At 62.6% G+C, this 22068-nt stretch carries 29 protein-coding genes; 17 read left to right on the plus strand and 12 right to left on the minus strand.

Annotation, left to right across the window (positions count from 1 at the left end; all coding sequences use genetic code 11):
• Positions 1-272 precede the first annotated feature (272 nt).
• The 7 genes from AC1DX6_RS21380 to waaF all read left to right on the plus strand — a co-directional run bounded on the left by AC1DX6_RS21380 (position 273) and on the right by waaF (position 4222).
• Entirely contained in the window at positions 273-962 is a 690-nt protein-coding gene (locus AC1DX6_RS21380) for a glycoside hydrolase family 108 protein (protein WP_477316960.1), read from the plus strand.
• On the plus strand, positions 959-1162 hold the full coding sequence (locus AC1DX6_RS21385) for a hypothetical protein (RefSeq protein ID WP_477316962.1): 204 nt from the start codon (positions 959-961) through the stop codon (positions 1160-1162). The genes AC1DX6_RS21380 and AC1DX6_RS21385 overlap by 4 nt, the downstream gene beginning before the upstream one ends.
• A gap of 118 nt (positions 1163-1280) precedes the next feature.
• Complete coding sequence (locus AC1DX6_RS21390) at positions 1281-1520, plus strand: ABC transporter permease (protein WP_477316964.1); 240 nt, start codon at positions 1281-1283, stop codon at positions 1518-1520.
• Entirely contained in the window at positions 1505-1708 is a 204-nt protein-coding gene (locus tag AC1DX6_RS21395) for a hypothetical protein (RefSeq protein ID WP_477316966.1), read from the plus strand. The genes AC1DX6_RS21390 and AC1DX6_RS21395 overlap by 16 nt, the downstream gene beginning before the upstream one ends.
• The gene (locus AC1DX6_RS21400) at positions 1708-2031 is read left to right on the plus strand and encodes a hypothetical protein (RefSeq protein WP_477317164.1); all 324 of its coding nucleotides are present in this window, start codon (positions 1708-1710) and stop codon (positions 2029-2031) included. Before AC1DX6_RS21395 ends, AC1DX6_RS21400 begins: the two co-directional genes overlap by 1 nt.
• 72 nt (positions 2032-2103) lie before the next feature.
• Positions 2104-2622, plus strand: coding sequence for a peptide-methionine (S)-S-oxide reductase MsrA (gene msrA / locus AC1DX6_RS21405; RefSeq protein ID WP_477316968.1), 519 nt, complete (start codon positions 2104-2106; stop codon positions 2620-2622).
• 481 nt (positions 2623-3103) lie between these two features.
• Positions 3104-4222, plus strand: coding sequence for a lipopolysaccharide heptosyltransferase II (gene waaF, locus AC1DX6_RS21410; protein ID WP_477316970.1), 1119 nt, complete (start codon positions 3104-3106; stop codon positions 4220-4222).
• A gap of 331 nt (positions 4223-4553) precedes the next feature.
• Here the strand turns inward: waaF and AC1DX6_RS21415 are convergent, their stop codons facing one another.
• The 5 genes from AC1DX6_RS21415 to AC1DX6_RS21435 all read right to left on the minus strand — a co-directional run bounded on the left by AC1DX6_RS21415 (position 4554) and on the right by AC1DX6_RS21435 (position 6402).
• Positions 4554-5021 carry a GFA family protein gene (locus tag AC1DX6_RS21415; RefSeq protein ID WP_477316972.1) on the minus strand — a complete coding sequence of 156 codons (468 nt, stop codon included), beginning with the start codon at positions 5019-5021 and terminating at the stop codon, positions 4554-4556.
• 188 nt (positions 5022-5209) lie between these two features.
• Positions 5210-5503 (minus strand): hypothetical protein, encoded by a 294-nt coding sequence (locus AC1DX6_RS21420; RefSeq protein ID WP_477316974.1) that lies wholly within the window; start codon positions 5501-5503, stop codon positions 5210-5212.
• Positions 5504-5542: 39 nt separating this feature from the next.
• Positions 5543-5722, minus strand: a complete 180-nt coding sequence (locus tag AC1DX6_RS21425; RefSeq protein ID WP_477316976.1) for a DUF3606 domain-containing protein — start codon at positions 5720-5722, stop codon at positions 5543-5545.
• Positions 5723-5831: 109 nt separating this feature from the next.
• On the minus strand, positions 5832-6173 hold the full coding sequence (locus tag AC1DX6_RS21430) for a hypothetical protein (protein WP_477316978.1): 342 nt from the start codon (positions 6171-6173) through the stop codon (positions 5832-5834).
• A gap of 61 nt (positions 6174-6234) precedes the next feature.
• On the minus strand, positions 6235-6402 hold the full coding sequence (locus AC1DX6_RS21435) for a Thivi_2564 family membrane protein (protein ID WP_477242494.1): 168 nt from the start codon (positions 6400-6402) through the stop codon (positions 6235-6237).
• 206 nt (positions 6403-6608) lie between these two features.
• On the opposite strand from AC1DX6_RS21435, the gene AC1DX6_RS21440 reads away from it, so the two are divergent.
• The 5 genes from AC1DX6_RS21440 to AC1DX6_RS21460 all read left to right on the plus strand — a co-directional run bounded on the left by AC1DX6_RS21440 (position 6609) and on the right by AC1DX6_RS21460 (position 10079).
• Positions 6609-7157, plus strand: coding sequence for a hypothetical protein (locus tag AC1DX6_RS21440; protein WP_477316980.1), 549 nt, complete (start codon positions 6609-6611; stop codon positions 7155-7157).
• Between the two features lie 306 nt (positions 7158-7463).
• Positions 7464-7628 (plus strand): DUF3309 family protein, encoded by a 165-nt coding sequence (locus AC1DX6_RS21445; RefSeq protein WP_258602338.1) that lies wholly within the window; start codon positions 7464-7466, stop codon positions 7626-7628.
• Between the two features lie 117 nt (positions 7629-7745).
• Positions 7746-9143 carry a PAS domain S-box protein gene (locus tag AC1DX6_RS21450; protein ID WP_477316982.1) on the plus strand — a complete coding sequence of 466 codons (1398 nt, stop codon included), beginning with the start codon at positions 7746-7748 and terminating at the stop codon, positions 9141-9143.
• A 221-nt stretch (positions 9144-9364) separates the two neighbouring features.
• Positions 9365-9538 (plus strand): hypothetical protein, encoded by a 174-nt coding sequence (locus AC1DX6_RS21455; protein ID WP_477316984.1) that lies wholly within the window; start codon positions 9365-9367, stop codon positions 9536-9538.
• A 97-nt stretch (positions 9539-9635) separates the two neighbouring features.
• The gene (locus AC1DX6_RS21460; protein ID WP_477316986.1) at positions 9636-10079 is read left to right on the plus strand and encodes a pyridoxamine 5'-phosphate oxidase family protein; all 444 of its coding nucleotides are present in this window, start codon (positions 9636-9638) and stop codon (positions 10077-10079) included.
• A gap of 32 nt (positions 10080-10111) precedes the next feature.
• On the opposite strand, the gene AC1DX6_RS21465 is transcribed toward AC1DX6_RS21460, so the two are convergent.
• A complete protein-coding gene (locus AC1DX6_RS21465) occupies positions 10112-11182 on the minus strand; it encodes a sensor histidine kinase (protein WP_477316988.1) in 1071 nt (356 codons plus the stop codon).
• A 591-nt stretch (positions 11183-11773) separates the two neighbouring features.
• Between AC1DX6_RS21465 and AC1DX6_RS21470 the strand changes: the two genes are divergently transcribed.
• Positions 11774-13000: an anion transporter gene (locus AC1DX6_RS21470; RefSeq protein WP_477316990.1), complete on the plus strand. Its 1227-nt coding sequence runs from the start codon at positions 11774-11776 to the stop codon at positions 12998-13000.
• A 13-nt stretch (positions 13001-13013) separates the two neighbouring features.
• Here AC1DX6_RS21470 and AC1DX6_RS21475 read toward each other — a convergent pair whose 3' ends face one another.
• Positions 13014-13598 carry a TetR/AcrR family transcriptional regulator gene (locus AC1DX6_RS21475; RefSeq protein ID WP_477316992.1) on the minus strand — a complete coding sequence of 195 codons (585 nt, stop codon included), beginning with the start codon at positions 13596-13598 and terminating at the stop codon, positions 13014-13016.
• A gap of 81 nt (positions 13599-13679) precedes the next feature.
• Here AC1DX6_RS21475 and AC1DX6_RS21480 point away from each other — a divergent pair, with 81 nt between their 5' ends.
• Entirely contained in the window at positions 13680-14579 is a 900-nt protein-coding gene (locus tag AC1DX6_RS21480; protein ID WP_477316994.1) for a crotonase/enoyl-CoA hydratase family protein, read from the plus strand.
• Here AC1DX6_RS21480 and AC1DX6_RS21485 read toward each other — a convergent pair.
• From AC1DX6_RS21485 to AC1DX6_RS21505, 5 genes are all read right to left on the minus strand, one after another.
• Positions 14540-14848: a cupredoxin domain-containing protein gene (locus AC1DX6_RS21485; protein ID WP_477316996.1), complete on the minus strand. Its 309-nt coding sequence runs from the start codon at positions 14846-14848 to the stop codon at positions 14540-14542. The two genes, AC1DX6_RS21480 and AC1DX6_RS21485, sit on opposite strands and share 40 nt — an antisense overlap.
• Positions 14849-14858: 10 nt before the next feature.
• Positions 14859-15386 (minus strand): DUF4142 domain-containing protein, encoded by a 528-nt coding sequence (locus AC1DX6_RS21490; protein WP_477316998.1) that lies wholly within the window; start codon positions 15384-15386, stop codon positions 14859-14861.
• Between the two features lie 116 nt (positions 15387-15502).
• Positions 15503-16177 (minus strand): RNA polymerase sigma factor, encoded by a 675-nt coding sequence (locus tag AC1DX6_RS21495; protein WP_477317000.1) that lies wholly within the window; start codon positions 16175-16177, stop codon positions 15503-15505.
• A gap of 106 nt (positions 16178-16283) precedes the next feature.
• Entirely contained in the window at positions 16284-17372 is a 1089-nt protein-coding gene (locus AC1DX6_RS21500) for an HPP family protein (protein ID WP_477317002.1), read from the minus strand.
• Between the two features lie 236 nt (positions 17373-17608).
• Positions 17609-18781, minus strand: a complete 1173-nt coding sequence (locus AC1DX6_RS21505) for a cystathionine beta-lyase (RefSeq protein WP_477317004.1) — start codon at positions 18779-18781, stop codon at positions 17609-17611.
• Positions 18782-19149: 368 nt separating this feature from the next.
• Between AC1DX6_RS21505 and AC1DX6_RS21510 the strand changes: the two genes are divergently transcribed.
• The 3 genes from AC1DX6_RS21510 (at position 19150) to AC1DX6_RS21520 (ending at position 22060) form a co-directional block, all read left to right on the plus strand.
• Positions 19150-19785 carry a DUF1326 domain-containing protein gene (locus AC1DX6_RS21510; protein ID WP_477317006.1) on the plus strand — a complete coding sequence of 212 codons (636 nt, stop codon included), beginning with the start codon at positions 19150-19152 and terminating at the stop codon, positions 19783-19785.
• A 9-nt stretch (positions 19786-19794) separates the two neighbouring features.
• Entirely contained in the window at positions 19795-20652 is an 858-nt protein-coding gene (locus AC1DX6_RS21515; protein WP_477317008.1) for a DUF2182 domain-containing protein, read from the plus strand.
• 379 nt (positions 20653-21031) lie between these two features.
• Positions 21032-22060: an amino acid ABC transporter substrate-binding protein gene (locus AC1DX6_RS21520; protein ID WP_477317010.1), complete on the plus strand. Its 1029-nt coding sequence runs from the start codon at positions 21032-21034 to the stop codon at positions 22058-22060.
• Positions 22061-22068: the final 8 nt, after the last annotated feature.

The following is a 22068-nucleotide window of genomic DNA, read 5'->3' on the forward strand; positions in this document are numbered from 1 at the left end:
CCGCCGCAGCACTGGCACTCGACCATTTCTGAAAACGACGAACCCATCTTGCCCAAACCCCAGGCGTTGTCTGGCAACGCCATTACTCTATCGACCAGCGAGCCCCCGCTCGCATTCAGAGTTTAATGGAAGGTAATTAAGTTTTTTCTAAAACACTAGTTGCCGGTCCGACAGATCGCGGAAAGGCATGCGTTCGACCCGCCGCGGCGCGCTGACCATGCCGGCTAGCTCGTGCCGATCTTCATTCAAATCCCGTCCGAAAGGAAAACCCCATGGACCGCAATTTTGCGCGGGCGCTTGCGCTCGTCCTCAAATCCGAAGGCGGTTGGTCCGACAATCCGGCCGATCCCGGCGGCGCCACCATGAAGGGCGTCACCCTCGCCAATTTCCGCCGCTTCGTGAAGCCCGACGCGACCAAAGCCGAACTGCGAGAGATCACCGACGAGCAGCTGGCGACCGTCTATCGCCGCTTCTATTGGGACGCCATTGCCGGCGCCGAGCTTCCAGACGGGGTCGACTATGCCGTGTTCGACTTCGCCGTCAACAGCGGGCCGGGCAGGGCGACGAAATACCTTCAGGCCGCCGTCGGCACAGCGCAGGATGCCAGGATTGGCCCGGCCACGCTGCGGGCCGTCCGCGCCAGGCCGGCGGGGACGATAATCGACGATCTCTGCGACGCCCGCCTGGCCTTCCTGAAGCGGCTGCCGACCTGGCCAATTTTTGGCAAGGGCTGGAGCGATCGGGTCGGCTCGGTGAGGTCGCGGGCACTGTCGATGTCGGCGGGCTTCGTCCAGCTGGCTCCGGCAGCTTCGACGGCCCCGCAGCCAACCCAACAGCAAGCCGAACCACCTGCACCGCCTGGTGCTGAGTCGTCGCCTGCCGCCACTCCGGCCGAGCTCAATCCGTTCTGGAGTGTGCTTTTTCAAATCCTCAAATCCGTTTTCGGAAGGAGCCCGAAATGACCGCTGTCCTCATCCGCATTGCGCTGCGCTACGGCGCCGGCGTCCTCGTCGCGCGCGGCCTGCTCGGCGCCGGCGATGCCGCGGCGCTGTCCGGCGATCCCGACGTTCAGATGGCTCTGGAAACCGGCGTTGGTCTGGCGATCAGCGCCGCCACGGAGGGCTGGTATCTGCTTGCCCACAAATTCCACTGGCCGAAGTGACAGGAGACGCCGCGATGCTCGAGATTGTCACCGAAATCATCCGCCAGGCGCTGCCCTGGGCGGTTGGCGCGCTCCTTCTGGCAGCCGCGATCGGCGTTGCGCTCGTGTGGTGCTGGCAGTGACCGCGCTCCTGTCTTTCTTCGTCGGCAACCCGGCGCTCCTCGGCATGCTGGCGTCAATCATTGCCGCGCTTGGCTGGGGCTTTCACCAGCGGCTCGCCGGCGCCAGCGCCGAGCGCACCCGGCAGGCCGCCACCGAAACGGCAGCGCGCGACATTGCCAACCAGATCCAGAACGATATCGGCGCGCTGCCCGCCGACGCTGCCCGAAAGGAGTTGAAATCATGGGCAAAGGATTGAGCCTCGCGCTTGTCGCAGCTCTTGTCGTTGCGCTGGCTGGCTGTACGACCGCCAAGGGCAGCTTTTGCGCGGTCTCGTCGCCGCTTCACTTGTCGGCCAAGGCAGTCGACGCGCTGTCGGACGCCGAGGCGAGGGCGCTGCTGGCGCACAATCGCAAGGGTGAACGACTTTGCGGGTGGAGGCCATGATGCACGATTTCTTCGACCTGCTCGGCATCAAGGGACCCGTCGTCGCCGCCGGGCTCGCCGGCGGCGTGCTGCGGGCATTGTCGCGCCATCACTACAAGCTGCGCGAAATGGTGGCCTCGCCGATCTGCGGCGCGCTGGCTGCCGCATATCTGACGCTGCCTGCCGTGTCCTATTTCAAGGCGACGGGCCTGCCGATCCCCAATCCGGCCGACGACACCACAACGCTCGCCGCCGCCTTCCTGATCGGCGTCTCGGCGATGTGGATTGCGGATATCCTGTTCGAGATGATCGTGCGGCGGTTCAGATCGATCGAAAAAGAGTGACGTATCGCCTCCGGCAACTGGTCGAAAGCAGCAACAATGCCTACCTTAGGAGAAATCCGAAGGAGATGTGATATGGCGACTTCCACCGAACGCGCAGTCCTTGCCGGCGGCTGCTTCTGGGGCATGCAGGATTTGATACGGCGCTACCCAGGCGTGATCTCGACCCGCGTCGGCTATAGCGGCGGCGACGTGCCCAATGCCACCTACCGCAACCACGGCACCCATGCCGAAGCCATCGAGATCAACTTCGATCCTGCCAGGATCAGCTTTCGCACGCTGCTTGAATCCTTCTTCCAGATCCATGATCCGACGACGCGCAACCGCCAGGGCAACGATGCCGGGATGAGTTATCGCTCGGCGATCTTCTATACCAGCGACGAACAGAAACAGATTGCCGAAGACACCATCGCCGATGTGAATGCCTCAGGCCTCTGGCCAGGCAAGGTCGTCACCGAGCTTGCTCCGGCAGGTGCCTTCTGGGAGGCGGAGCCCGAGCATCAGGACTATCTGGAAAAATATCCCAACGGCTACACCTGCCACTTTGTCAGGCCGGGCTGGAAGCTTCCGGTTCGCGAAAAGGCTGTTTCATAGCGCAGCCGGATCGACCTGGATTAGAACCGTCGCGCCGAAAGGTGCGGCGGTTTTTTGCGTTTGATCGAGGCTCGCATTCAGACCAGCCCGCGTCCCCCGGTGACTGGCTGGCTCCTTCTCGCGCCCTGACGGACGTATGCTCTAGAAGCCGAAGAATTGCTTGCCGATCAAATATCCAAGCGCGACAACCGCCAGCGGAAACAGAGCGGGCGCCAGCCAACCCAGGGCAAAGCTCTTGGCAGCTGCGGGGGTGTTCCTGGGTGCGTTTCCGAGATTCTTGGTCATTGGGCATAGTAGCAGCTGCTGATTAACGATTCCGTAACCCGTGCCCAGGCGCCTTGCTGCTGTGCGGCACGCCGGTGTTGACGCCGCCGCGCGGGGCGTTGCCCGAGACAGTGGATGCCGATAGCGGGCGCTTCTTTGAGGCCGATGAAGAATTCGTGACCGCACTTGAGGCCGTCAGGGAGCTTGCGCCTCGACAATGCCGCGAATCTGCTGCTACGAGGTTTCCAATTCAAAAGACGGCACGGGGTTATCTGGACCTCTACGCCCGAATCCTCGATGGCGAAGCGCTTCCTTGACAACCAGCGATCCAATTCTTCTGGTCGGCTTTTCGGCGGTTGGCGACTTCGTCCGTTGCCACTCTGCCGTTCAGATCATTGCCCAAAGATTTCCGGGCCGCCCTATCGATGTGATCACGTCGTCCGTGGCGCTGCCTCTGGCAGGCCTGATGCCTCATGTCAGGAAAGGCTGGGCACTCGACAAGCGTCACCTGCGACTAGGCATTGGGGAGCGCCGCCGATTGGTCAGCGAGCTGCGCAAGGAGAATTACCGCACGGCCTATCTGATGACCAGCACCACCAAGGCGGCGCTGATGACGTTGATGGCCGGCATACCCGAACGCATCGGCTATCCGCAGGAGTGGCAGTTCGGGCTGCTGAATCGTTTCCCGGTCGATTGGCTCCCGCATTTGTGGGCCTTCGGCCCGCGCAAGACGCGGATCTTTGAAGAGGTCTGCTCGATTGCCTCGCTTGGCGAAAAGCCGGCTGCAGACACGCTATGGCCGGCACCGCGGCTTGTGGTCGACCCAGCAGAACTGGATGATTGGCGCCAGCGCCAGAAAATCGATGCCGACCGGCCGGCGCTCTCGCTCTACACTGCCGATGTTGACAATTTTCGGTCATGGCCTGTCGAGCGATTCATCTCGATCGCCAAGGATTATCATGATCGCGGTTGGGCGATCTGGATCGTCGGTGGATCGCGAGAGCGCGCCGGCGCCGCGCAGATCCGTACAGCCATTCCCGAGGCGGTCGATTTCACCGCGACCCCGTCGATTGCCGAAGCAATGTGCCAAATCGCTGCCTCGACCATGTTCCTTGGCGTCGACGGCGGCATCTCGCACGCGGCCGCCGCCCTGAATGTCCCGTGCGCGCTTATCTACGGAATGAACCGTCCCTATGTGCATGGGCCGGTAAACAGCCACGTCCGCTTTCTTGAGCCACCGCTGTCGACACCCAGTTGGATCACGGACACACTCGGCGTCAGCGAAGACCGTGTGCGGGAGACCTTGGCCGGCCTTTCAACCGAAGTCCGCACCTGAACGACCGGTACAGCAGACGCGCGGCGTCAGGGGGGCTCCACCTGATCATGGCGCCTGCCTCGGAAACGGGGCGGCTTTGTTTACCTTTTGAGATAAGCTTTGACACCGATAGTCCTCCAAGGCGTTTCGTTCCTTGAGGGAAAGGGGGTAACTATGAAGAAAACATACGAAAAACCGATATTGATCAAGCGCGAGAAGCTGTCCGCGGTTGTCGCGGTTTGCGTATCGAAGTGCTCGTAGTCGTCTAATCAGATCGGGAAGCCCGCCGTGCCGAAAGGTGCGGCGGGCTTTTGCGTTTCAAGGCCATGCGTTCAATAGGTTTTCGCTCTCCCTAGGCCGATTTGCGCAACGGCTCACCGCCGGAAGACGTCTCGCTGTCCGCGGTGGAATCTCGCGCGTCCTTCTGATCGCCGTCGACGCGGTCGTGCTCGAACTGCTGCGCCTCGGGCAAAGGCTGCAGCCAGTGCTCGCGGCGCCCAATCCACAGCTCATAGCTAGGTTTCAGTCCTTCGGTCGGCGCCAGATCGAGACTGCCGACCATCACTTCGACCTCATCGTCACCGACTGAACTGACGCGGCCGCCGCAAGTCGGGCAAAAACACCTGCCGCCGTAACTGTTGACGATACCGGTCGTTTCAAATGCTGCCAGCGGCCAGACCGCGAAAGCCGAGTAGGCTGACCCGCTGGTCTTACGGCAGTCCTTGCAATGGCAAAGGCCGGCCCGCAATGGATCTCCAGTCACCACGAATTGCACGCCGCCACAAAGGCAGCTGCCACTTCTGCGGATGTCGTTGGACATAGCTGCTCCCTCCTTGCCTGGCTCACGCGGTCAAGTTGTCGCCGCGCCACGCCAGCCTCGCGCAGAATCAATTCGCTCGAGGCGCAACGGTTCCACGTAAGATCTCAAAAGGCGTCGATGACACGCCGGCAGCCGATTTCAGTGCGCCGGCCGCCGAGCACGCAACAACCGGCTGCACCCGCGATCCGTCAGTTGGGGAAATCGAAGACCGGCTCCTCGCATCGATAGACCCGGCATTGACCGTCGCGTGTCGGGACGGCGGCGGCGATCGGCACCTCCGGCCAGTCGCATTCATTACCGAACTGGCGGACATAGCGATCATAGGTGTTCGGCCCGGTGGTCAGCACCGCCGAGCGATGGCTCTGGATCAGGGTTTGCGTCTGTTCGCAGGTCATCTTGCGCGTATCCGGCCGGGCGCAGACCGTGGTCGTTGCAGCAAGCAGGATCGCTCCGGCTGTCAACGCGATCGATCGAAATGGCATGACAATCACCTGCAGTGTTCGAGACGCATAGAGGGCCGGCTAGGTCCTCGTCGCCATATAGGCGTCGAGTTTCCGCCTCGACGGCCCGTAGCGCTTGATGATTGTCTTGGCCTCGCTCGGCGGAATGCCATACTTTTTAGCAAAGGCAGCAACCTCGTAGGGTTCCTCGCCGGATACCAGTCTTCGGTCCGCTTTGGTCTTTGATTTGTCGTCGGTCATGGAAGCTCTCGCACTGATAGATTGCAGGTTTGTCGGTCAATTCGCTATGGACGCCGATCCGCGGTCGAAGTCCATAGCCGGAACCGCCATCGGCGCCCTTCAATCACGCCTAGAACCAGCGGCGCTCGGGCTCCGAACTCTTGGCGATGGCGATGCCGAGGAGAACACCCAGCATGCCGCCAAGTGCCATCGCCGACGATATTGTGCCGGGATTTTGCTGGACCGTATCCGACACCGTCTGCGCCTGGCTGCGCAATTGCTGGGTTGCGCGCGAGGCTTTGTCGGCCGCACTTTCATACCAGCCTTGCGCGGTCTCGGCAGCCTCTTCGGCCTGCTCGGACAGCGTGCGATTGATCTTGGTGATTTCGCGGCGAAGCTCGGCGATCTGCTTCTTCATCGCATCCTGCATATCGTCGGACGCCTTCGCGGCGCCTGCTTGGGTGTCGGCCATTGGTTTCTCCTTGTGATGTAAGGTGATGTAAGGAGGAAACGCTCGCAGCCCCGCTCGGTTCCTAGAAGACAGCCAGGTATTTCAGCATCGAGATAATGCCGATGATGATGACGACGATCTGGGCGATCTGTCTCGTGCGGCCGTCGAGCGGCAGGCGCTGAACGAGATAGAGCACAAGGATGATCACCAGAAAGGTGATCAGGATGCTGATGAGAACCGATGAAGCCATGTCCCTCACTCCGTTGGCCATTTTGAAAAAACATGAAGTACGCTGCAGCAAACGGTGCAGTGTCGGATTGGTTCCTCAAGCCGCTGGCGCAGCCACGGGATGGCTCCCGTTCGCTCCCCTCTCATAGTCCTCATGGAACAATTCGCCCGTATTTTGCTTGAATCCGTGGATCCGCACCGATCTTGCGCGCTCCGGGAGAAATCGACATGAAAACGATAGCTGGACTGTACGACACCTATGGCGACGCCGAAGTCGTGGTTCGCGAGCTTGAGGGTGCCGGCATCTCGCGAGATGAGATCAGCATCATGGCCCCGGACGGGTCGCAGCGCAGTGGCAGCCTGACCGCCACAGGGGCCAGCATCGGAGCTGCGGTCGGTGGCGTCGGCGGTTTTCTGGCTGGTATCGGCGCGATTACAGTTCCGGGCCTTGGGCCTGTTGTCGGCGCCGGGTGGCTGGTATCGACCCTGACGGGCGCTGCGGCAGGCGGTATGGCCGGCGGCGTGCTGGAGGTCTTTGCCGAAGCAGGCATCGATGAAGCCGATGCCTATGTCTATGCCGAGCATGTCAGGCGCGGTGGAACCATGGTCATGGCAAGGGTCGACCAGGCGCAGGAGGATGCGGCAACCGCGATATTGAAACGATCGGGCGCTGACGCTCGTCGCGGCTCTGATTCCGCCGGCTGGTCAAGGGACGCGGAAATTCCCTTGGCCGCCGAAGCAAGGAAGAAATCCGCAAAAGCGTCGATCGCTTTTTGACTCCGAATTTTCCACGTTAGGGATGGTGTCTGGCAAATTCCTTGTCTGGCTGACGCAACTTCATCCCGCCCCGTGCATTATTTCTCTGACCGCTGGTTCCCTCCAGGTGGTCAAGGGGCTGAAAAGCCTGTCGCCCGCTGGCTCCCGGCCAGCGGGCGTTTTTTTGTTCCTTTTTCTGGCCAGGGCGTGCCCGTGGTCGTCAGGTGGAACAGGAAGGCCCTTTGCGAGTTCCTATGCTGATCAACAGGCGGAGGAACGTACCTGTTGCAAACAGCGCGACAGCGCCAACTGGCAGAGGAAAACACCATGGGTCTCGGCACAATTCTCATCATCATTCTGGTCATTGCGCTGCTGGGCGGCTTCAGCGGCTTTGGCGGCGGGCCCTTCTACGGCACCGGCTATTATGGCGGCGGTGGCCTCGGCCTGGTGCTGCTGATCGTTATCATTCTGGTCGTTCTCGGGCGCATCTAGCATCGCTCGCAGCGATTTAGTGACCCGCCGCTCGCTAGCGGGCCGGCGGGAACCGAAACCCCTCACGTGCATTTAACAGTCGTAGCAATCCGTTAGAAACGAACGGGCGGGGAATAGGTGAACATTATCCAACAGGCGGGCTTCGGGATTCCAGCGGTGCCCTCGGTCGATTTGCTGCAGGCGATGCCCGTCGCCGTCTACACCACCGACGGTCAAGGCCGCATCACCTTCTTCAATGAAGCTGCGGCCGAACTTTGGGGGCATCGACCCGTCATTGGCGAGGATCAGTGGTGCGGGTCCTGGAAGCTGCGTCATCTCGATGGACGGACAATGGCGCACGACGAATGTCCGATGGCGGTTGCCTTGCTGGAAGAGCGCGATGTCCGCTGGGGCCAGGCTATCGCTGAGCGACCGAATGGCGAACTGATTCCCTTCAGGGCCTATCCGGTTTTGCTTCGCGATGAAGCGGGCCGCGTTATCGGCGCCATCAACACTTTGCTTGATTTGCGCAGCCAGACGCAGGCCGACGAGGCCCGCATTCGGCTCGCCGCGATCATCGAATCGACGGCGGACGCCATCATCTCGAAGGACCTCAACAGCACTATCACCAGCTGGAACGACGCGGCCGAACGCCTGTTTGGCTATACGCCTGCGGAGGCGATCGGCCGGCCGGTGACGATGCTCATTCCCGCTGACCGTATCGACGAGGAAGCCCTGATCATCAGCCGCATACGCGCTGGCGAGCGCGTACCGTCTTATGAAACAATCCGCCAGCGCAAGGACGGCAGGCTCATCCCGGTTTCGCTGACCGTCTCGCCGATCCGCGACGGCATCGGCCGGGTCATTGGCGCCTCCAAGATCGCGCGCGATATCAGTTCGCACAAGGAGAGCGAACGGCGCATCCGCCTGCTCATGCGCGAGGTCAACCATCGCGTGAAAAACCAATATTCGGTCATCATCTCGATGATCCGCGAAACCAGCAAATCGATGAGCACGCCGGAGGCTTTCCTCGGACAGGTGCGCGAGCGCATCATGGCGCTTTCACAATCCCATGACCTCCTTGTCAATGCCGAATGGCGCGGCGCATCGGTCAGCGAGCTGGTCGAGGCGCAGATCAAGCCTTTCGCCGCGCAGGCGCGTCTGTCCCTGGCCGGACCGGTGATCATGCTGCAGCCGAACGCCGTGCAGTATCTCGGCATTGCCTTCCACGAACTCGCCACCAATTCGGCAAAGCACGGCGCACTGTCGCGCCATGGCGGACAGGTAGAGGTTGAATGGGATGTAAAGACAGCCGCCGATGGCGCCGACACCTTCCGGCTGATCTGGCGCGAGCTCGGCGGGCCGATGCTGGATGAGGTGACCCGTCGCGGCTTTGGATCAGTTGTTCTCAAGCGCGTCGCGCCGCAGGCGCTCAGCGGCACCGGACGGCTGGAGTTCCACAGGCAAGGCGTTGTCTGGACGCTCGAAGCGCCATTGCGCTTCGTCCAGACGTCACTCGATATTTCGATCGATTGAACCGAAATCGCCTGCAACATCTTGCATCGCAGCGCGATGCAGCCCGATCTTCAAGCACGGCGTCCCGCAGGGCGGGAGTACCATGTACAGTCTCTCGGGCTGGTGCCCGAGATATGGCCGGCGACTTTGGCACTGTACGCCATTCAGGACTTTGGCGAGTCAATCCGCTCGCGACGGAACCGATCACCACCTCAGGCGGTTGTGTCCGTGGAAGGCGGCCCATGCCCCTCACGATCCGAGCAACACTCTGCGAAATTCGCGACGACCTGCACGCCTTGCGCAGGACGGTGGCGGCGCGCGGCCAGATCGAGGCGATCCAGGCCATCGACGCACTGATCGGCGTTGCCGAAGGGGAGGCGATACGCGCCATCCGGCGCATCGATCGTGGTGCCTGACTTCGACGGACCCCAACGGAAAGAACAATGGCGATGAACATCTCAGAGATGACGCGGCCCGAATGCATTTCCCTGTTGAAGTCGGCCAGGCTCGGCGTTGAAGTCGGCCAGGCTCGGCCGCCTGGCTTGCGTCAGGGATAACCGGCCCTACGTGGTGCCGATCCATTTTGCCTTCGGCGACAACTTCATCTTCAGCTTCTCGCTGCCCGGCAAGAAGGTCGAGTGGATGCGCCAGAATCCTCACGTCTGCCTGCAGGTCGACGATGTCGGCGGCGTCCACGGCTGGAAGAGCGTCGTCGTCGATGGCCTGTTCGAAGACCTGCCCAAGGCGCCCGCTCTCGACCGCACGATTCCCGCCAGGGACCAGCAGGTTCCCGCGTCAGACCATGACCGGCAATTTGCCTGGTCGCTGCTGCAGAAGCACGCCAATTGGTGGGAGCCGGGTGCGCTGAAGCCTGGCGAGGCGCAGGCTGGCACCGGCAGCCATTTGTTTTACCAGATCAGGATCGAGACAATCTCGGGGCGACAGGCCTATCGCTAGGCGATCTCGAACAGGCGTTCGACAACCTGACGCTACGCCGCGCGCGGCACCCGCGAGGTGAACGTCGCCCTGGTCACCGACACGCTGGTGCCGTTGGAGTCGCTGACGACATCCACCCGGGCCTCAAGCTGCTTGACCAGCGCTTCGACGATGGCTGTTCCCAGGCCGGTGGTCGGCGCGCGGCCGGCAGGCTTGCCGGTGCCATTATCCGAGACCGTCAGTTTCCAGTCGCTGCCGTTGGTCTCGTAAGACACCTGGATCAGGGCTGCGGCCTTCTCCCTTGGGAAGGCATATTTGATCGCGTTGAGGACAAGTTCGGTGACGATCAGCCCGAGGCTCACCGCCTTCTGCGAGTCGATCCTGCCACCTTGCGCGATGACTTGGACGGCGATCGGCTGGGCATCCCCGACCATTGACGCGGCCAGGCTGCTGCACAGTTTCGGTAGATAGGAACCGACGTCGATTTCGTCGATGCCGGCGGAGGTGTGGAGATGGCGCTGCACTTCGGCCACCGACATCACCCGCTGGTGGGCATCTCTCAGATGCTGGCGGGTTTCCTCGGAGGTGACCGAGCGGGCCTTGAGCAACAGAATGCTGGCGATGATCTGCAGGCTGTTGGCAACCCGGTGCTCCATCTCGCGCAGCAGCACATCCTTTTGCCGCAGCAGATCCTCGGTGCGGCCGAGAAGCTCTTCCTTCTCCCGCTCGATGACACGCCGCGCCGTGATGTCGTTGAAGGCGAGCAGGATGGTGACGGCCGAACTGTGGTCGTAAAGCACCTTGCGCGCGTTGAGCAGCATCGTGCGCCGGCCGATATTGGGAAAATCATAGTCGACCTCGAAGCCGTCCATCGCGGTCTTCTCGGGGATGATAGTTTCCAAGAGCAGGCGCAGTGCCGGAATATCCCACTGGCCGTCGCCCAGCGCATAGAGCAGGGCGCCATGTGTCTCCTCGGGGTCGACCTTGAAGGTCTGGTAGAAGGAGCGGCTGGCCGCCAGCACATGAAACTTTTCGTCGAGCACGAGGAAGGGCTCGACGATCGTATTGACGATCGCCTGCGCCAGCGTCTGCGCATCCTCGATATTCGCAATGGGGTGGAACAAGGCTCAAAGCCGATCTGGAGGCATTTTTGCCTCCGCTCAACCTGTTCTACTACACCATTGCCGGGCCGGAGTCGCGAATTGAATCCACCTTTGTGGTTGTCGGCTCAGCATCACCGCCCGGCGCATTCCCGGCAGGCAACGGTGCGGCCGGGGCAACTGAGCCGGTGTGTCCCGCTAGGGCAGCAATGTCCGTTCGAATCGAGCCATCGCGCACAAATGAAGACTTTGCGGGCGCCATGGCAGCGCGGGCATTCCGTCGGGTGCATCCATTCCTCCCTCTCCGAGATCTGGTACTCCCTCTCAACGTTGTGACCCATCTGAAACATCCGACCGGCAGAAAACATTTCTAAGCCAGCTATATTAGCTATGCTGAATATTGAGTCGCGAGGCTGACGGCCGGGAAGCTTCACAGGCGCAATTGGTCCCGTCGGCGCGCTCGCCCGATACGGAGGTTTGGCTCCCGATTTTCACAATCAGACGCCATCGGCGCTTTCACTTTGCGGGGGCCTTGCTAAAGCTGCATAGACGAAACGACCGGGCGGGGAGGGACCTCGCGGGGAGCCGGGCCGATTTGAACGGGATGTTCTGCCAATGACATTGATGGGCGCGGCGGCCTTGCTGATCCTGATCCTGACCTATGCCGGTGTCGCCATCGGCAGGATACCTGGGCTGCGCCTCGACAGGGCAGGGATCGCGCTGCTCGGCGGCGCGGCGATGATCGCAATTGGCGCGCTCAGCATGGAAGACGCCTACCGCGCCATCAATTTCGACACCATCACGCTGCTGCTTGGCATGATGATCGTAGTGGCGCATCTGAAAGTATCGGGCGCCTTCCGCGCACTTGGCGCCTACGCCATCGAGCACGCGCATGCGCCCTTCATGCTTCTGGTGATGGTGACGCTGTTGACCGGCGTGCTGTCGGCGTTCCTGGTCAATGACGCCATCTGCTTGGTGATGGCGCCGATCGTCGTTCACGTCACCCGCGTCATCAACCGCAACCCGATCCCCTATCTGATCGCCACCGCCACGGCGTCCAACTGCGGCAGCGTCGCCACCATCACCGGCAACCCGCAGAACATGGTCATCGGCGCGCTGTCGGGGATTTCCTATCCGGCCTTCTCGGCCGCGCTGGCGCCGGTCGCCCTGTTCGGCCTCGTCGCGGTCATCGTCCTCGTCCGCATCGTCTACCGGGCTGAATTCGCGCGCACGGCCGAGTTGAGCCCGGAAGTGTATCGCGGCCGCATGTTGCCGGGGCAGGTGCTGAAGGCGGTGGTTGTCTGCATCGGCCTGGCGGTCGCCTTTTTCGCCGGCGTTCCCGTCGCCAAGGCAGCACTCATCGGTGGCGCCATCCTGCTGCTCACCCGCGCCATCAAGCCGGCGCGCATCTACCACGAGATCGACGGGCCGCTGCTGTTCATGTTCGCCGGCCTGTTCGTGGTCGTCGCCGGCGCCGAAAAGACGCTGCTGACGCCAGATATGATCGCCTCGGCCAAGAACCTTGGGCTGGACGATGTCTGGCGTCTCTCCGGCTTCACCGCCGTGCTCTCCAACATCATGAGCAACGTGCCGGCCGTGCTGGCGCTGCGGCCGTTCATTCCCGGTTTGGAAAACCCGGAGCGCGCCTGGCTGGTCGTCGCCATGAGCTCGACGCTGGCCGGCAATTTCACGCTGCTCGGCTCCGTCGCCAATCTGATTGTCGCCGAGCAGGCGCGGCGCGCCGGCACGGTTCTCAGTTTCGGCGCCTTCTTCAGGGTAGGCCTGCCGTTGACGCTGATCACCCTAGCAGTGGGCACGGCGTGGCTGGCGTACGAATTCTAGGCGGTCGGCACCGTCAATTCCTGCCTTGCGATCTCGCCCGAACCAGCGTCGCGGCGGCATGCCCGGCCGCCTCGATATAGTCGGGGTTGCGATGGACCAGCATGATCGAAAAAGCGCCGTCCATCAAAAGCACAATCTCGCGCGCCAGCATCTGCGGCTCGGCGATGCCACGGCCTGACAGTTCCGCCGCCAGCCATCTTTCGAAATTTGCCTTATGGCGCGATCCCGCCTTGACCGCGGGGTGGCCGGGCATCGAGGCGAGTTCGGCCGCCGTGCGCAGGAAACCGCAGCCCTTCCACTTTGGGTGGCGTGCCGCCTGCGCCAGATTGCTGAAGATCGCCTCGACCTTGCGGTCGGCATCACCTTCGGCGGCCTCGAACCAGCCGGCCATCTGTTTCAGGTTGGGCTGATCGCGGCTGTCGAGATAGGCGGCGATCAGGTCGTCCTTGCTCTTGAAGTGATAGTAGAGCGTCCGCTTGGTCAGCCCCGCTTTCTCAGCGATCGCATCGACGCTGACGCGGCCGATTCCCTCGGCATAGAAGAGCCTGGTCGCGGCGTCGACAATGCGTTTGCGGGTGGGGCTCGACGCTTCAGGCATGGCGTCATGTATACCGACTAGTGAATATACATGCAATCGAAAGCCTGATCCTTTTCCGGGGCAATCTGGAAAGGAACAATAATGGCCGATCTTGTCCTGAGCGAGACCCGCGAAGGGGTCGCCGTGCTCACCCTCAATCGTCCCGAAAAACTCAACGCGCTGAATTACGCACTGATCGACCGGTTGCTGGCGATCCTCGATGCCGTCGAGGTCGATGGTTCCGTCCGCGCCGTAATCCTGACCGGCGCTGGCGAAAGGGCGTTTTCGGCCGGTGGCGACATCCATGAATTCTCCGGAAGCGTGGCACGTGGCGCCGATGTCGCGCTGCGCGATTTCGTCATGCGCGGCCAGCGGCTGACGGCGCGGCTGGAGGCATTTCGCAAACCCATCATTGCCGCCGTCAACGGCATTGCCTTCGGCGGCGGCTGCGAAATCACCGAGGCCGTGCCGCTCGCCATCGCCAGCGACCGCGCGCTGTTCGCCAAGCCGGAAATCAATCTCGCAATGCCGCCGACCTTCGGCGGCACGCAGCGCCTGCCCAGGCTGGCCGGGCGCAAGCGGGCGCTCGAACTGCTCTTGACCGGCGATTGGTTTCCGCCACCACGCGCCCTTGAGCTCGGCCTCATCAACCAGGTGGTGCCGCATGACGAGCTGATGCCGGCAGCCTTTGACCTCGCCCGGCGTATTTCCAGGCATTCGCAATTGGCCGTCGCCAGCATCCTCACCGCGGTGGCGCGCGGCCTCAACCACAGCATCGCCGAAGGCTTGGCTGTCGAGGCCGAGCAGTTCGCCCGCATGGCCCCGACCGCCGATCTGCGCGAAGGGTTGGATGCCTGGATCGGACGGAGAGACGCGGTTTATGACGGCTCATGGACGCACATCACTCGGCCGGATGAAGCAAGGCGAGCCTCGCTGGAGCAGGACCGGCTAGCCGAACAGGATCAAGGTGTCACCGCCAGGCGCCCTTTCATGTTGGGATGAAAGCGACAGAAATAGTCGACCGCCTCCGCTGTCTTCAGTGTCAGGCTCGCTGTTGCCTTCGGCGGGATCATCACCTCCCAGCCGCCCTTGACCGTGGCCGTGTGGGCAAACACGTCCTTGTTCACCCACTCGATCGTGTCGCCAACCTTCGCCTCGACGGCGGCTGGCGAAAAGACCAGCTTGTCGATGGTGACCTGGATGGTTTCGGCCCGCACGGGTGAGGCACCGAAGACCAGCGCCAGCGCAAACCACAGATGTCGCTTCGACATGATCCCATTCCTACTTCAGCATGCCGGCAACATGTTCGGCATGCTGTTCATGGCCCTGGAAAATCTTTAGGCCGGTTTCCAGCAGGCTCTTCAGCTCGGCATTCTGCGCTGACGGGATCAGCAGGGTTTCGAGCGCGCCGTTGACCTGCTTGTGGTAGGCAACCTCGTTGTCGACATAGGCCTTGTCGAAGGCAGCGCCGTCGAGCTTGGCGAGCTTGGCGCGTTCTTCCTCTGCAGCCTTGCTCAACGCCTGGCTGGTGGCGTTGTCCTCCGGTGTCACATTGAGCTTCTTGACCAGATCGAGCGCTTGCACGTTCACGGCTTCATGATCGCGCACCATGTCGTTGGCGAAGTCCACGACTTCCTTGGTCTTCGATTTCTCGATAGCCAGCTTGGCGGCTTCCACATCGATGACGCCGGCCGTGTAGGCGATGTGGGCGATTTGCGGGTCGGTCGGTTTGTCCCCGGCTTGTGCGAGCGGGGCCGTGCCGAGCAGCAGCAAGGCGGCGAGGGCGGCGGTGTGACGACGAGTAAGCATGGCATCTCCTTCGCCCGGACGCGGTGATCGCGCCGGGCCATGTTTTTCAGTTGACGGTCATTGGATGCGGGGCGGCGGCAAACGTTCCCGCGAAAATCAGCCAGATCAGCCGATGATCAGCTTTCCAGGCCGAGCCGCTGCATCACAGCGCTGGTCAGCCTGTCGCAACGCCGGCCGGCGAAGGGGAAGGCGTCGAGCAGCACCGGGCCGATCTGGTCGTCCAGTGCCTTGCGCACCAAAGCGCGGGCGCGGTGCAGCCTTGTCTTGACGGTTTCCGGCCGCACGCCGAGAAGGTCGGCGGTCTCCTCGATGCTGAGCCCTTCGATCACCCGCGCCACGAACACCGACCGGTAGACATCGGGAAGGCTATCGGTCGCCCGTTCGACAAGACCGAGGATCTGTCGTTGCGCCATCGTCCGCTCCGGATCGTCGCTCGGGTTGAGGGGAAACTGGATGATTTCGGCTTGCGGGTTTGCCGGCATCGCTACCATCCGGCGTTTTTTGCGCAGACGGCCGAGCGCCTCGTTGATTACGATGCGCGACAGCCAGGTGGCCAGCGAGGACTCGCCGCGAAAGGCATCGAGATGGGCAAACGCCCTGACATAGGCCTCCTGGACGATGTCCTCGGCCTCGGCGTCGTTGCGCACCACGCCACGGGCGATGCGATAGAGCCGCTGATTGTGGGTCTTCATGATGGTGCGGAAGGCGTTGCCCTCACGCGCCAGCGCACGCCGTACCAGCTGCATCTCGCTGGAAGCAGCAGCGGGCATTGCCATCGACATAGCAGGCATGGCCAGTTCCTCGTATCCAACCCCTGACCGAAACCTCGATCAAGACATTGGATGACATCGCCGGCAAAAGGTTCCCAGCTATTTTCGCCGCGGGGTCCGACGGCGGCTAGAGTACCGCTTCCGCTGGCGGCTTGTCAGCAGCCTGCGCGCGCGCCGTCGCCGCAAGCAAATCGGTCTGCGTGATCAGGCCAAGAATGCGGCTGTCGTCGTCGACGATGATGACTGCGTGAGTGCGGCCATCGGTGAGCACCGGCAACAAGCCCATGGCGGGCGAGCCGGCGGCGGCGGTCGACGCTGTCGAGGTCACGCTTGCGACGGCTTCGTCGGCTCGCGCCAATTCCCTCAATCCCACAGTGCCGACCAGCTTGGCGTCCTTGTCGACAACCGGCAGCGTGCGGATATTGTGGTCGAGCAGCAGATGACGCGCCTGATCGGCGGGCGCGTGTTCGTCGACCGCAATCACATCGCGCGACATGATGTCCTCGCACAACAAGGTTCGGTGCGTGCGCATCGTCGCTTGCAACTCGACCTGTCGCAGCAGCCGCTCGAGATCGTTGCGGTCGATGTCGAAGGTCTCGTGGAGCGCGCCTAGCGCCGCATCGATATCCTCGGGCCGGAAGCCGATACGCTCCTGTGCCGGCGGATCGATGGTTCCGTGCGTGCTTTTCAGGGCAGGGATCGGCACGTGCGGATAGCTGCGCCGCGACAGCCTGTGGAAGCCGTAGCCGAGCGCGACCAGCACGATCGAGTTCAGTGCCACCGGCACGAAGGGAAACAGGAAGCCTGCGCTGATGACGGCCGGGCCACCGAAGACCGCGGTCAGCGCGGCCGCTCCGCCCGGCGGATGCAGGCAGCGCGCGAACGACATCGCCGCGATCGCCAGCGCCACAGCAATGCCGGTGGCGAACGCCGGTTCGTGGATGAAATGCGCCACGATCACGCCGATCAGCGCCGATATCGTGTTGCCGCCGATGATCGACCAGGGTTGCGCCAGCGGGCTTGCCGGCACCGCGAACAGGAGCACGGCCGATGCCCCCATCGGCGCCACCAGCAGCGGCACATGTGGGCCGTTGCCCAGCACCAGGCCGCCGATCGCGCCGGTCAGTGCAATGCCGATCGTCGCGCCGATACACGCAATGATACGCTCGCGCAGCGTCGCGCCGGCAAGGATGGGAACAAAGAGGCGGAAGGCCATGGCAAGCTCTGGAACGGGTCCGGCTAGGGTTTGCTGCTCGAAGCGCCCTGCAATGGGGCGGCGCTGCTCGATTGGAAAGTCAAATCAATCCGGAAAAACGCGCATTGGGGAAATAACATTGCGCGTAGCCGTTGCAGGCCGTCTTTGCGACATCCGGCGTCTCGCGAGAGCCGTCTGGCCAGTCCTTTCAGCACCGTGCGCCAGTCTGCGGATTCATTCCGGCAGGCTCCGCCCGGTCAGGCAGCTTCTGCCGCGGTGAGGCCGCGCGTCAGATCGGCTTTCAGATCCTCGACATCCTCGAGCCCAATCTGCAGGCGGATCAGCGGACCGTCATAAGGGCCCTTGGCAACGACGCGGTCGCCGAGCCAGACCGGCACGGCGAGGCTCTCATAGCCACCCCAGGAATAGCCGAGCCCGAAGATTTTCAGCGCGTCGAGGAAGGCGTGCTGCTGTTTCTGGCCGCCGCCTTTGAGCACGATGGAAAAGATGCCGCTCGAGCCGCAGAAATCGCGCTTCCACAAAGGGTGGTCCGGATGGCTGGGGAGCGCCGGGTGCAGCACCTGTGCCACGCCCTTCTGCCCCTCCAGCCAGCCGGCGATATCAAGCGCGCTTTTCTGATGGTGCTCCAGCCGCACGCCCATGGTGCGCAGGCCGCGCAGCACCTGGTAGACATCGTCTGGTCCGGCGCAGCAGCCCATCGTGCAGAAGCTCTCATAGAGCTGTTTCCAGCAGGCCTCGTTGGCCGACGCGGTGCCGAGCAGCACGTCGGAATGGCCGGCCGGATATTTCGTTGCCGCATGGATCGAAATGTCGACGCCGTGGTCGAGCGGGCGGAAATAGAGGGGCGTCGCCCAGGTGTTGTCCATCATGACCAGCGCGCCTGCGGCATGCGCCGCCTTGACGATGGCCGGAATGTCCTGCACCTCGAAGCTGTTGGAGGCTGGCGACTCGGTGAACACGACCCTGGTGTTGGGCTTGATCAGCTTGGCGATTTCGGCGCCGACATGCGGATCGTAATACTCGACCTCGACGCCGAGCCGCTTCAGCACCGTGTCGGCGAAATTGCGCGTCGGATGATAGACGGAATCGACGATCAGCAGATGATCGCCCGCTGACACGAAGGCCAGCAGCGGTATCGTCACCGCCGCCAGCCCCGAGGGCACCAGGATGGTGCCGGCCGAGCCTTCCAGCGCATCGATGGCCTGGGCAAGCGCATCCGTGGTTGGCGTGCCGCGCGTGCCATAGGTGTATTTCTGGCTGCGCGCCGCCATTGAGGCCGCGTCGCGATAAAGCACGGTCGAGGCGTGCACGACCGGCGGATTGACGAAGCCGAAATAGTCGTGCGGATTGTTGCCTGAATGGGCAAGCCGCGTGTTGATGCCCATTTCGCTGCCGTCTTTTTTTGCCATTGTTCTTTGCCGTTCTTGGTCACGTGAGGAGGGCGCTAGCCATAGTGCGGCAGCACCGGCCGTGCAACCGGCCGAGACCCGCCAGCCGGCAGTCTTCGGATATGCCAATTCACGGCGGCTACAGTGGCGAGGCAGGTCTGTTGCGGGATTCCGCTAGGGTGCCGGTCAGTGCCTGGCGGGTTGCTGCACCGGCCTCCGCCGATCGGCCTATTGTCGGTGGCCGCCAAAGGCATATACTTGAATTCTAATATTTATCGCCGGATTGCTTCGATCAGAGCTGCCGGACGGTCGTTGCCGGTTGCATTCCTGGTCCTCATTCCGGACATCGCGCTCACAGAGCATGGGCGCGGCAACAGGGGAGGACTGTCATGGCCGACGTCAAATGGATGATCAACGCGCGCGAGTTCGTCAACTGCAACTGCGCCTATGGCTGCCCCTGCCAGTTCAACGCCCTGCCGACGCACGGATCCTGCCGGGCGGTGGTCGGCGTGGAAATCGAAAGCGGCTATCACGGCGACACCAAGCTGGATGGCTTGCGCTTTGCCGGAGTCTTCCGCTGGCCTGGCGCGATCCACCAGGGCAAGGGCGAGGCGGCGGTGGTCATCGACGAGCGGGCGACCGAGGCGCAGCGTGGAGCGCTGCTGCGCATTCTCAGCGGTGAGGACACCGAACCCGGCGCGACCATATTCCAGGTCTTTTCGACCACACTGGAGACGGTCCACGATCCGATCTTCGCGGCAATAGACTTCGAGGTAGACATCGATGCCCGAACGGCTCGTCTCGACGTGACGGGCGTGACCTCGGGCCACGGCGAGCCGATCAAGAATCCGGTCACCGGCGCCGAGCATTTGGCGCGCATCGATCTCCCGCACGGTTTCGAATATGCGCTCGCTGAGGTCGGGCGCGGCTGGACCAAGGCCTCGGGGCCGATCAAATTCGAACTGGCGGACTCGCACAGTCATTTCGCCAAGTTGCATCTCTCGCAAAGCGGCATCGTGCATTGACCTGATCCGATGACGGATACGGCCCTGGAGGCGGTGCTGCGGCGCGACCGCGCGGTCGTGACGGTCGCTCTCGTCATCATTGCCGTGCTCGCCTGGGCCTATGTTCTGTGGCTTGCCGCCGATATGGCCATGCCTGCCGCGACCGCGCCGGCCGCGGGCGGCGACATGGCCGGCATGGACATGTCAGGCATGGATATGTCCGACATGGATATGGGCGCCACGGTTGCGCCGGGTTTCCGCGCCTGGGCGCCCACCGACTTCGCTTTCATCTTCGCCATGTGGGCGGTGATGATGGTCGGCATGATGACGCCATCGGTTGCGCCGATGGTGCTGCTCTATGCCGGCGTTGGTCGCAAGGCGCGCGCGAGCGGCCGGCCCATCGCATCGACGGCATGGTTTTTCTCTGGCTATCTGCTGGTCTGGATTGCCTTCAGCGTCGTGGCGACCGGCGCGCAATGGCTGCTGGCTGGTCTCACCTTGCTGAGCCCGACGATGGCAACCAACAGCAGGATTCTGGCCGGCCTCGTTCTGGTCGTTGCCGGCCTCTATCAATGGACGCCGTTGAAGGCGGTGTGCCTGCGGCAATGCCAGGCGCCGATCGCGTTCCTGGCCAGTCACGGCGGGTTCCGGTCCAATCCGCTTGGCGCACTGCGGTTCGGGGCTGAGCACGGCACCTATTGCCTTGGCTGCTGCTGGGCGCTGATGGCCCTGCTGTTCGTCGGCGGTGTCATGAACGTCCTGTGGATCGCCGGCATCGCCATCCTCATCCTCCTGGAGAAGACAATTCCGACCGGCCAACTGATCCCCCGCATCTCCGGGGTGCTGATGGCGGGTGCCGGCCTCTGGCTCCTTGCGGGAGCGGTTTGAGCGCGCCGGCGCAGGGACAGACCACGCCAATTGATCACGACAAAATGCGGTCGTGCGGAGCAATGCCGAAGGACAAGTTCGACCTGGCGCCACACGAACTTGCGTGATCGGATTTTGCCGACTTTGTTTGCGCGGCTTGCTAATTTCCTGACGCTCTTGTCTGCAATTCGGGCATTTCCGGCAATTGGTTTTCAAACGCATTGGGATTCGGTCATTTCCCTTGACCTCACAGGAATAATCGCCTTCGATGCAGTTCGTGAATGGGAGGCAGCGCGTCGATTACGATGCGGGTTTCGGGAATAGATCGGAAGGGGGCTACGTTCACGCACGGGAACAATGATCAGGGTTTGCCTGAAAAACAGAGAAGGGTCTGTGGGTTATGAAACATATTGCAATTGGCATTTTTGGAGCCGCCGCGCTCGGATTGATGGCTTCGGCCGCTTCGGCAGGCACGCTGGATACAGTCAAGGCGAAGGGCTTCATTCAATGCGGCGTCTCGACCGGTCTGGCCGGTTTCTCGGCGCCCGACGACAAGGGTGAATGGCAAGGCATCGATGCGGATTTCTGCCGCGCTGTCGCGGCCGCCGTCTTCGGCGACGGCACCAAGGTCAAGTTCACGCCGCTCAGCGCCAAGGAGCGGTTCACCGCGCTGCAGTCTGGCGAAGTCGACATCCTGTCGCGTAACACCACCTGGACCATCAACCGCGACACCGCACTTGGCCTGAACTTCATCGGCGTCACCTACTATGACGGCCAGGGCTTCATGATCAACGCCAAGAAACTGCCGGGCGTGAATTCCGCGCTGCAGCTTTCGGGCGCCGCCGTCTGCGTGCAGAGCGGCACCACCACCGAGCTCAACCTCGCCGACTACTTCAAGGCGAACAAGATGGAGTACAACCCGGTCGTCTTCGAAAAGCTGGAAGAGGTTAACGCCGCCTATGACGCCGGCCGTTGCGACGTCTACACCACCGACCAGTCGGGCCTCTATGGCATCCGCCTGACGCTGGGTGCGCCGGCCGACCATGTCGTGCTGCCCGAGATCATCTCCAAGGAACCGCTCGGACCGGCCGTGCGCCAGGGCGACGACCAGTGGTACCACATCGTCAAGTGGACCTATTTCGCGCTGCTCGACGCCGAGGAGCTCGGCATCACCAAGGCCAATGTCGACGAGATGAAGACCTCGGAAAGCCCCGAGATCAAGCGCGTGCTCGGCCAGGAAGCAGACACCAAGATCGGTACCGATCTCGGCGTCTCCAACGACTGGGTCGTCAACATCGTCAAGGCGGTCGGTAACTATGGCGAAATGTTCGAGCGCAATGTCGGTTCGGGCAGCCCGCTGAAGATCGCGCGCGGCATCAACGCGTTGTGGACCAAGGGCGGCCTGCAATACGCTCCGCCGATCCGCTGATCGAAATG

The organism is Mesorhizobium sp. P2_C4 (genome assembly GCF_056404575.1).

Bases quoted from the DNA above. Each gene is read 5' to 3' on its own strand.
- AC1DX6_RS21490 (WP_477316998.1), bottom strand. From the start codon at position 15,386: ATGCTTACTCGTCGTCACACCGCCGCCCTCGCCGCCTTGCTGCTGCTC.
- AC1DX6_RS21445 (WP_258602338.1), top strand. From the start codon at position 7,464: ATGGGTCTCGGCACAATTCTCATCATCATTCTGGTCATTGCGCTGCTG.
- AC1DX6_RS21420 (WP_477316974.1), bottom strand. From the start codon at position 5,503: ATGCCATTTCGATCGATCGCGTTGACAGCCGGAGCGATCCTGCTTGCT.
- AC1DX6_RS21470 (WP_477316990.1), top strand. From the start codon at position 11,774: ATGACATTGATGGGCGCGGCGGCCTTGCTGATCCTGATCCTGACCTAT.
- AC1DX6_RS21415 (WP_477316972.1), bottom strand. From the start codon at position 5,021: ATGTCCAACGACATCCGCAGAAGTGGCAGCTGCCTTTGTGGCGGCGTG.
- AC1DX6_RS21395 (WP_477316966.1), top strand. From the start codon at position 1,505: ATGGGCAAAGGATTGAGCCTCGCGCTTGTCGCAGCTCTTGTCGTTGCG.
- AC1DX6_RS21505 (WP_477317004.1), bottom strand. From the start codon at position 18,781: ATGGCAAAAAAAGACGGCAGCGAAATGGGCATCAACACGCGGCTTGCC.
- AC1DX6_RS21480 (WP_477316994.1), top strand. From the start codon at position 13,680: ATGGCCGATCTTGTCCTGAGCGAGACCCGCGAAGGGGTCGCCGTGCTC.
- AC1DX6_RS21400 (WP_477317164.1), top strand. From the start codon at position 1,708: ATGCACGATTTCTTCGACCTGCTCGGCATCAAGGGACCCGTCGTCGCC.
- AC1DX6_RS21520 (WP_477317010.1), top strand. From the start codon at position 21,032: ATGAAACATATTGCAATTGGCATTTTTGGAGCCGCCGCGCTCGGATTG.
- msrA (WP_477316968.1), top strand. From the start codon at position 2,104: ATGGCGACTTCCACCGAACGCGCAGTCCTTGCCGGCGGCTGCTTCTGG.
- AC1DX6_RS21475 (WP_477316992.1), bottom strand. From the start codon at position 13,598: ATGCCTGAAGCGTCGAGCCCCACCCGCAAACGCATTGTCGACGCCGCG.
- AC1DX6_RS21495 (WP_477317000.1), bottom strand. From the start codon at position 16,177: ATGCCTGCTATGTCGATGGCAATGCCCGCTGCTGCTTCCAGCGAGATG.
- AC1DX6_RS21440 (WP_477316980.1), top strand. From the start codon at position 6,609: ATGAAAACGATAGCTGGACTGTACGACACCTATGGCGACGCCGAAGTC.
- AC1DX6_RS21455 (WP_477316984.1), top strand. From the start codon at position 9,365: ATGCCCCTCACGATCCGAGCAACACTCTGCGAAATTCGCGACGACCTG.
- AC1DX6_RS21425 (WP_477316976.1), bottom strand. From the start codon at position 5,722: ATGACCGACGACAAATCAAAGACCAAAGCGGACCGAAGACTGGTATCC.
- waaF (WP_477316970.1), top strand. From the start codon at position 3,104: ATGCCGCGAATCTGCTGCTACGAGGTTTCCAATTCAAAAGACGGCACG.
- AC1DX6_RS21380 (WP_477316960.1), top strand. From the start codon at position 273: ATGGACCGCAATTTTGCGCGGGCGCTTGCGCTCGTCCTCAAATCCGAA.
- AC1DX6_RS21435 (WP_477242494.1), bottom strand. From the start codon at position 6,402: ATGGCTTCATCGGTTCTCATCAGCATCCTGATCACCTTTCTGGTGATC.
- AC1DX6_RS21510 (WP_477317006.1), top strand. From the start codon at position 19,150: ATGGCCGACGTCAAATGGATGATCAACGCGCGCGAGTTCGTCAACTGC.
- AC1DX6_RS21485 (WP_477316996.1), bottom strand. From the start codon at position 14,848: ATGTCGAAGCGACATCTGTGGTTTGCGCTGGCGCTGGTCTTCGGTGCC.
- AC1DX6_RS21500 (WP_477317002.1), bottom strand. From the start codon at position 17,372: ATGGCCTTCCGCCTCTTTGTTCCCATCCTTGCCGGCGCGACGCTGCGC.
- AC1DX6_RS21385 (WP_477316962.1), top strand. From the start codon at position 959: ATGACCGCTGTCCTCATCCGCATTGCGCTGCGCTACGGCGCCGGCGTC.
- AC1DX6_RS21515 (WP_477317008.1), top strand. From the start codon at position 19,795: ATGACGGATACGGCCCTGGAGGCGGTGCTGCGGCGCGACCGCGCGGTC.
- AC1DX6_RS21430 (WP_477316978.1), bottom strand. From the start codon at position 6,173: ATGGCCGACACCCAAGCAGGCGCCGCGAAGGCGTCCGACGATATGCAG.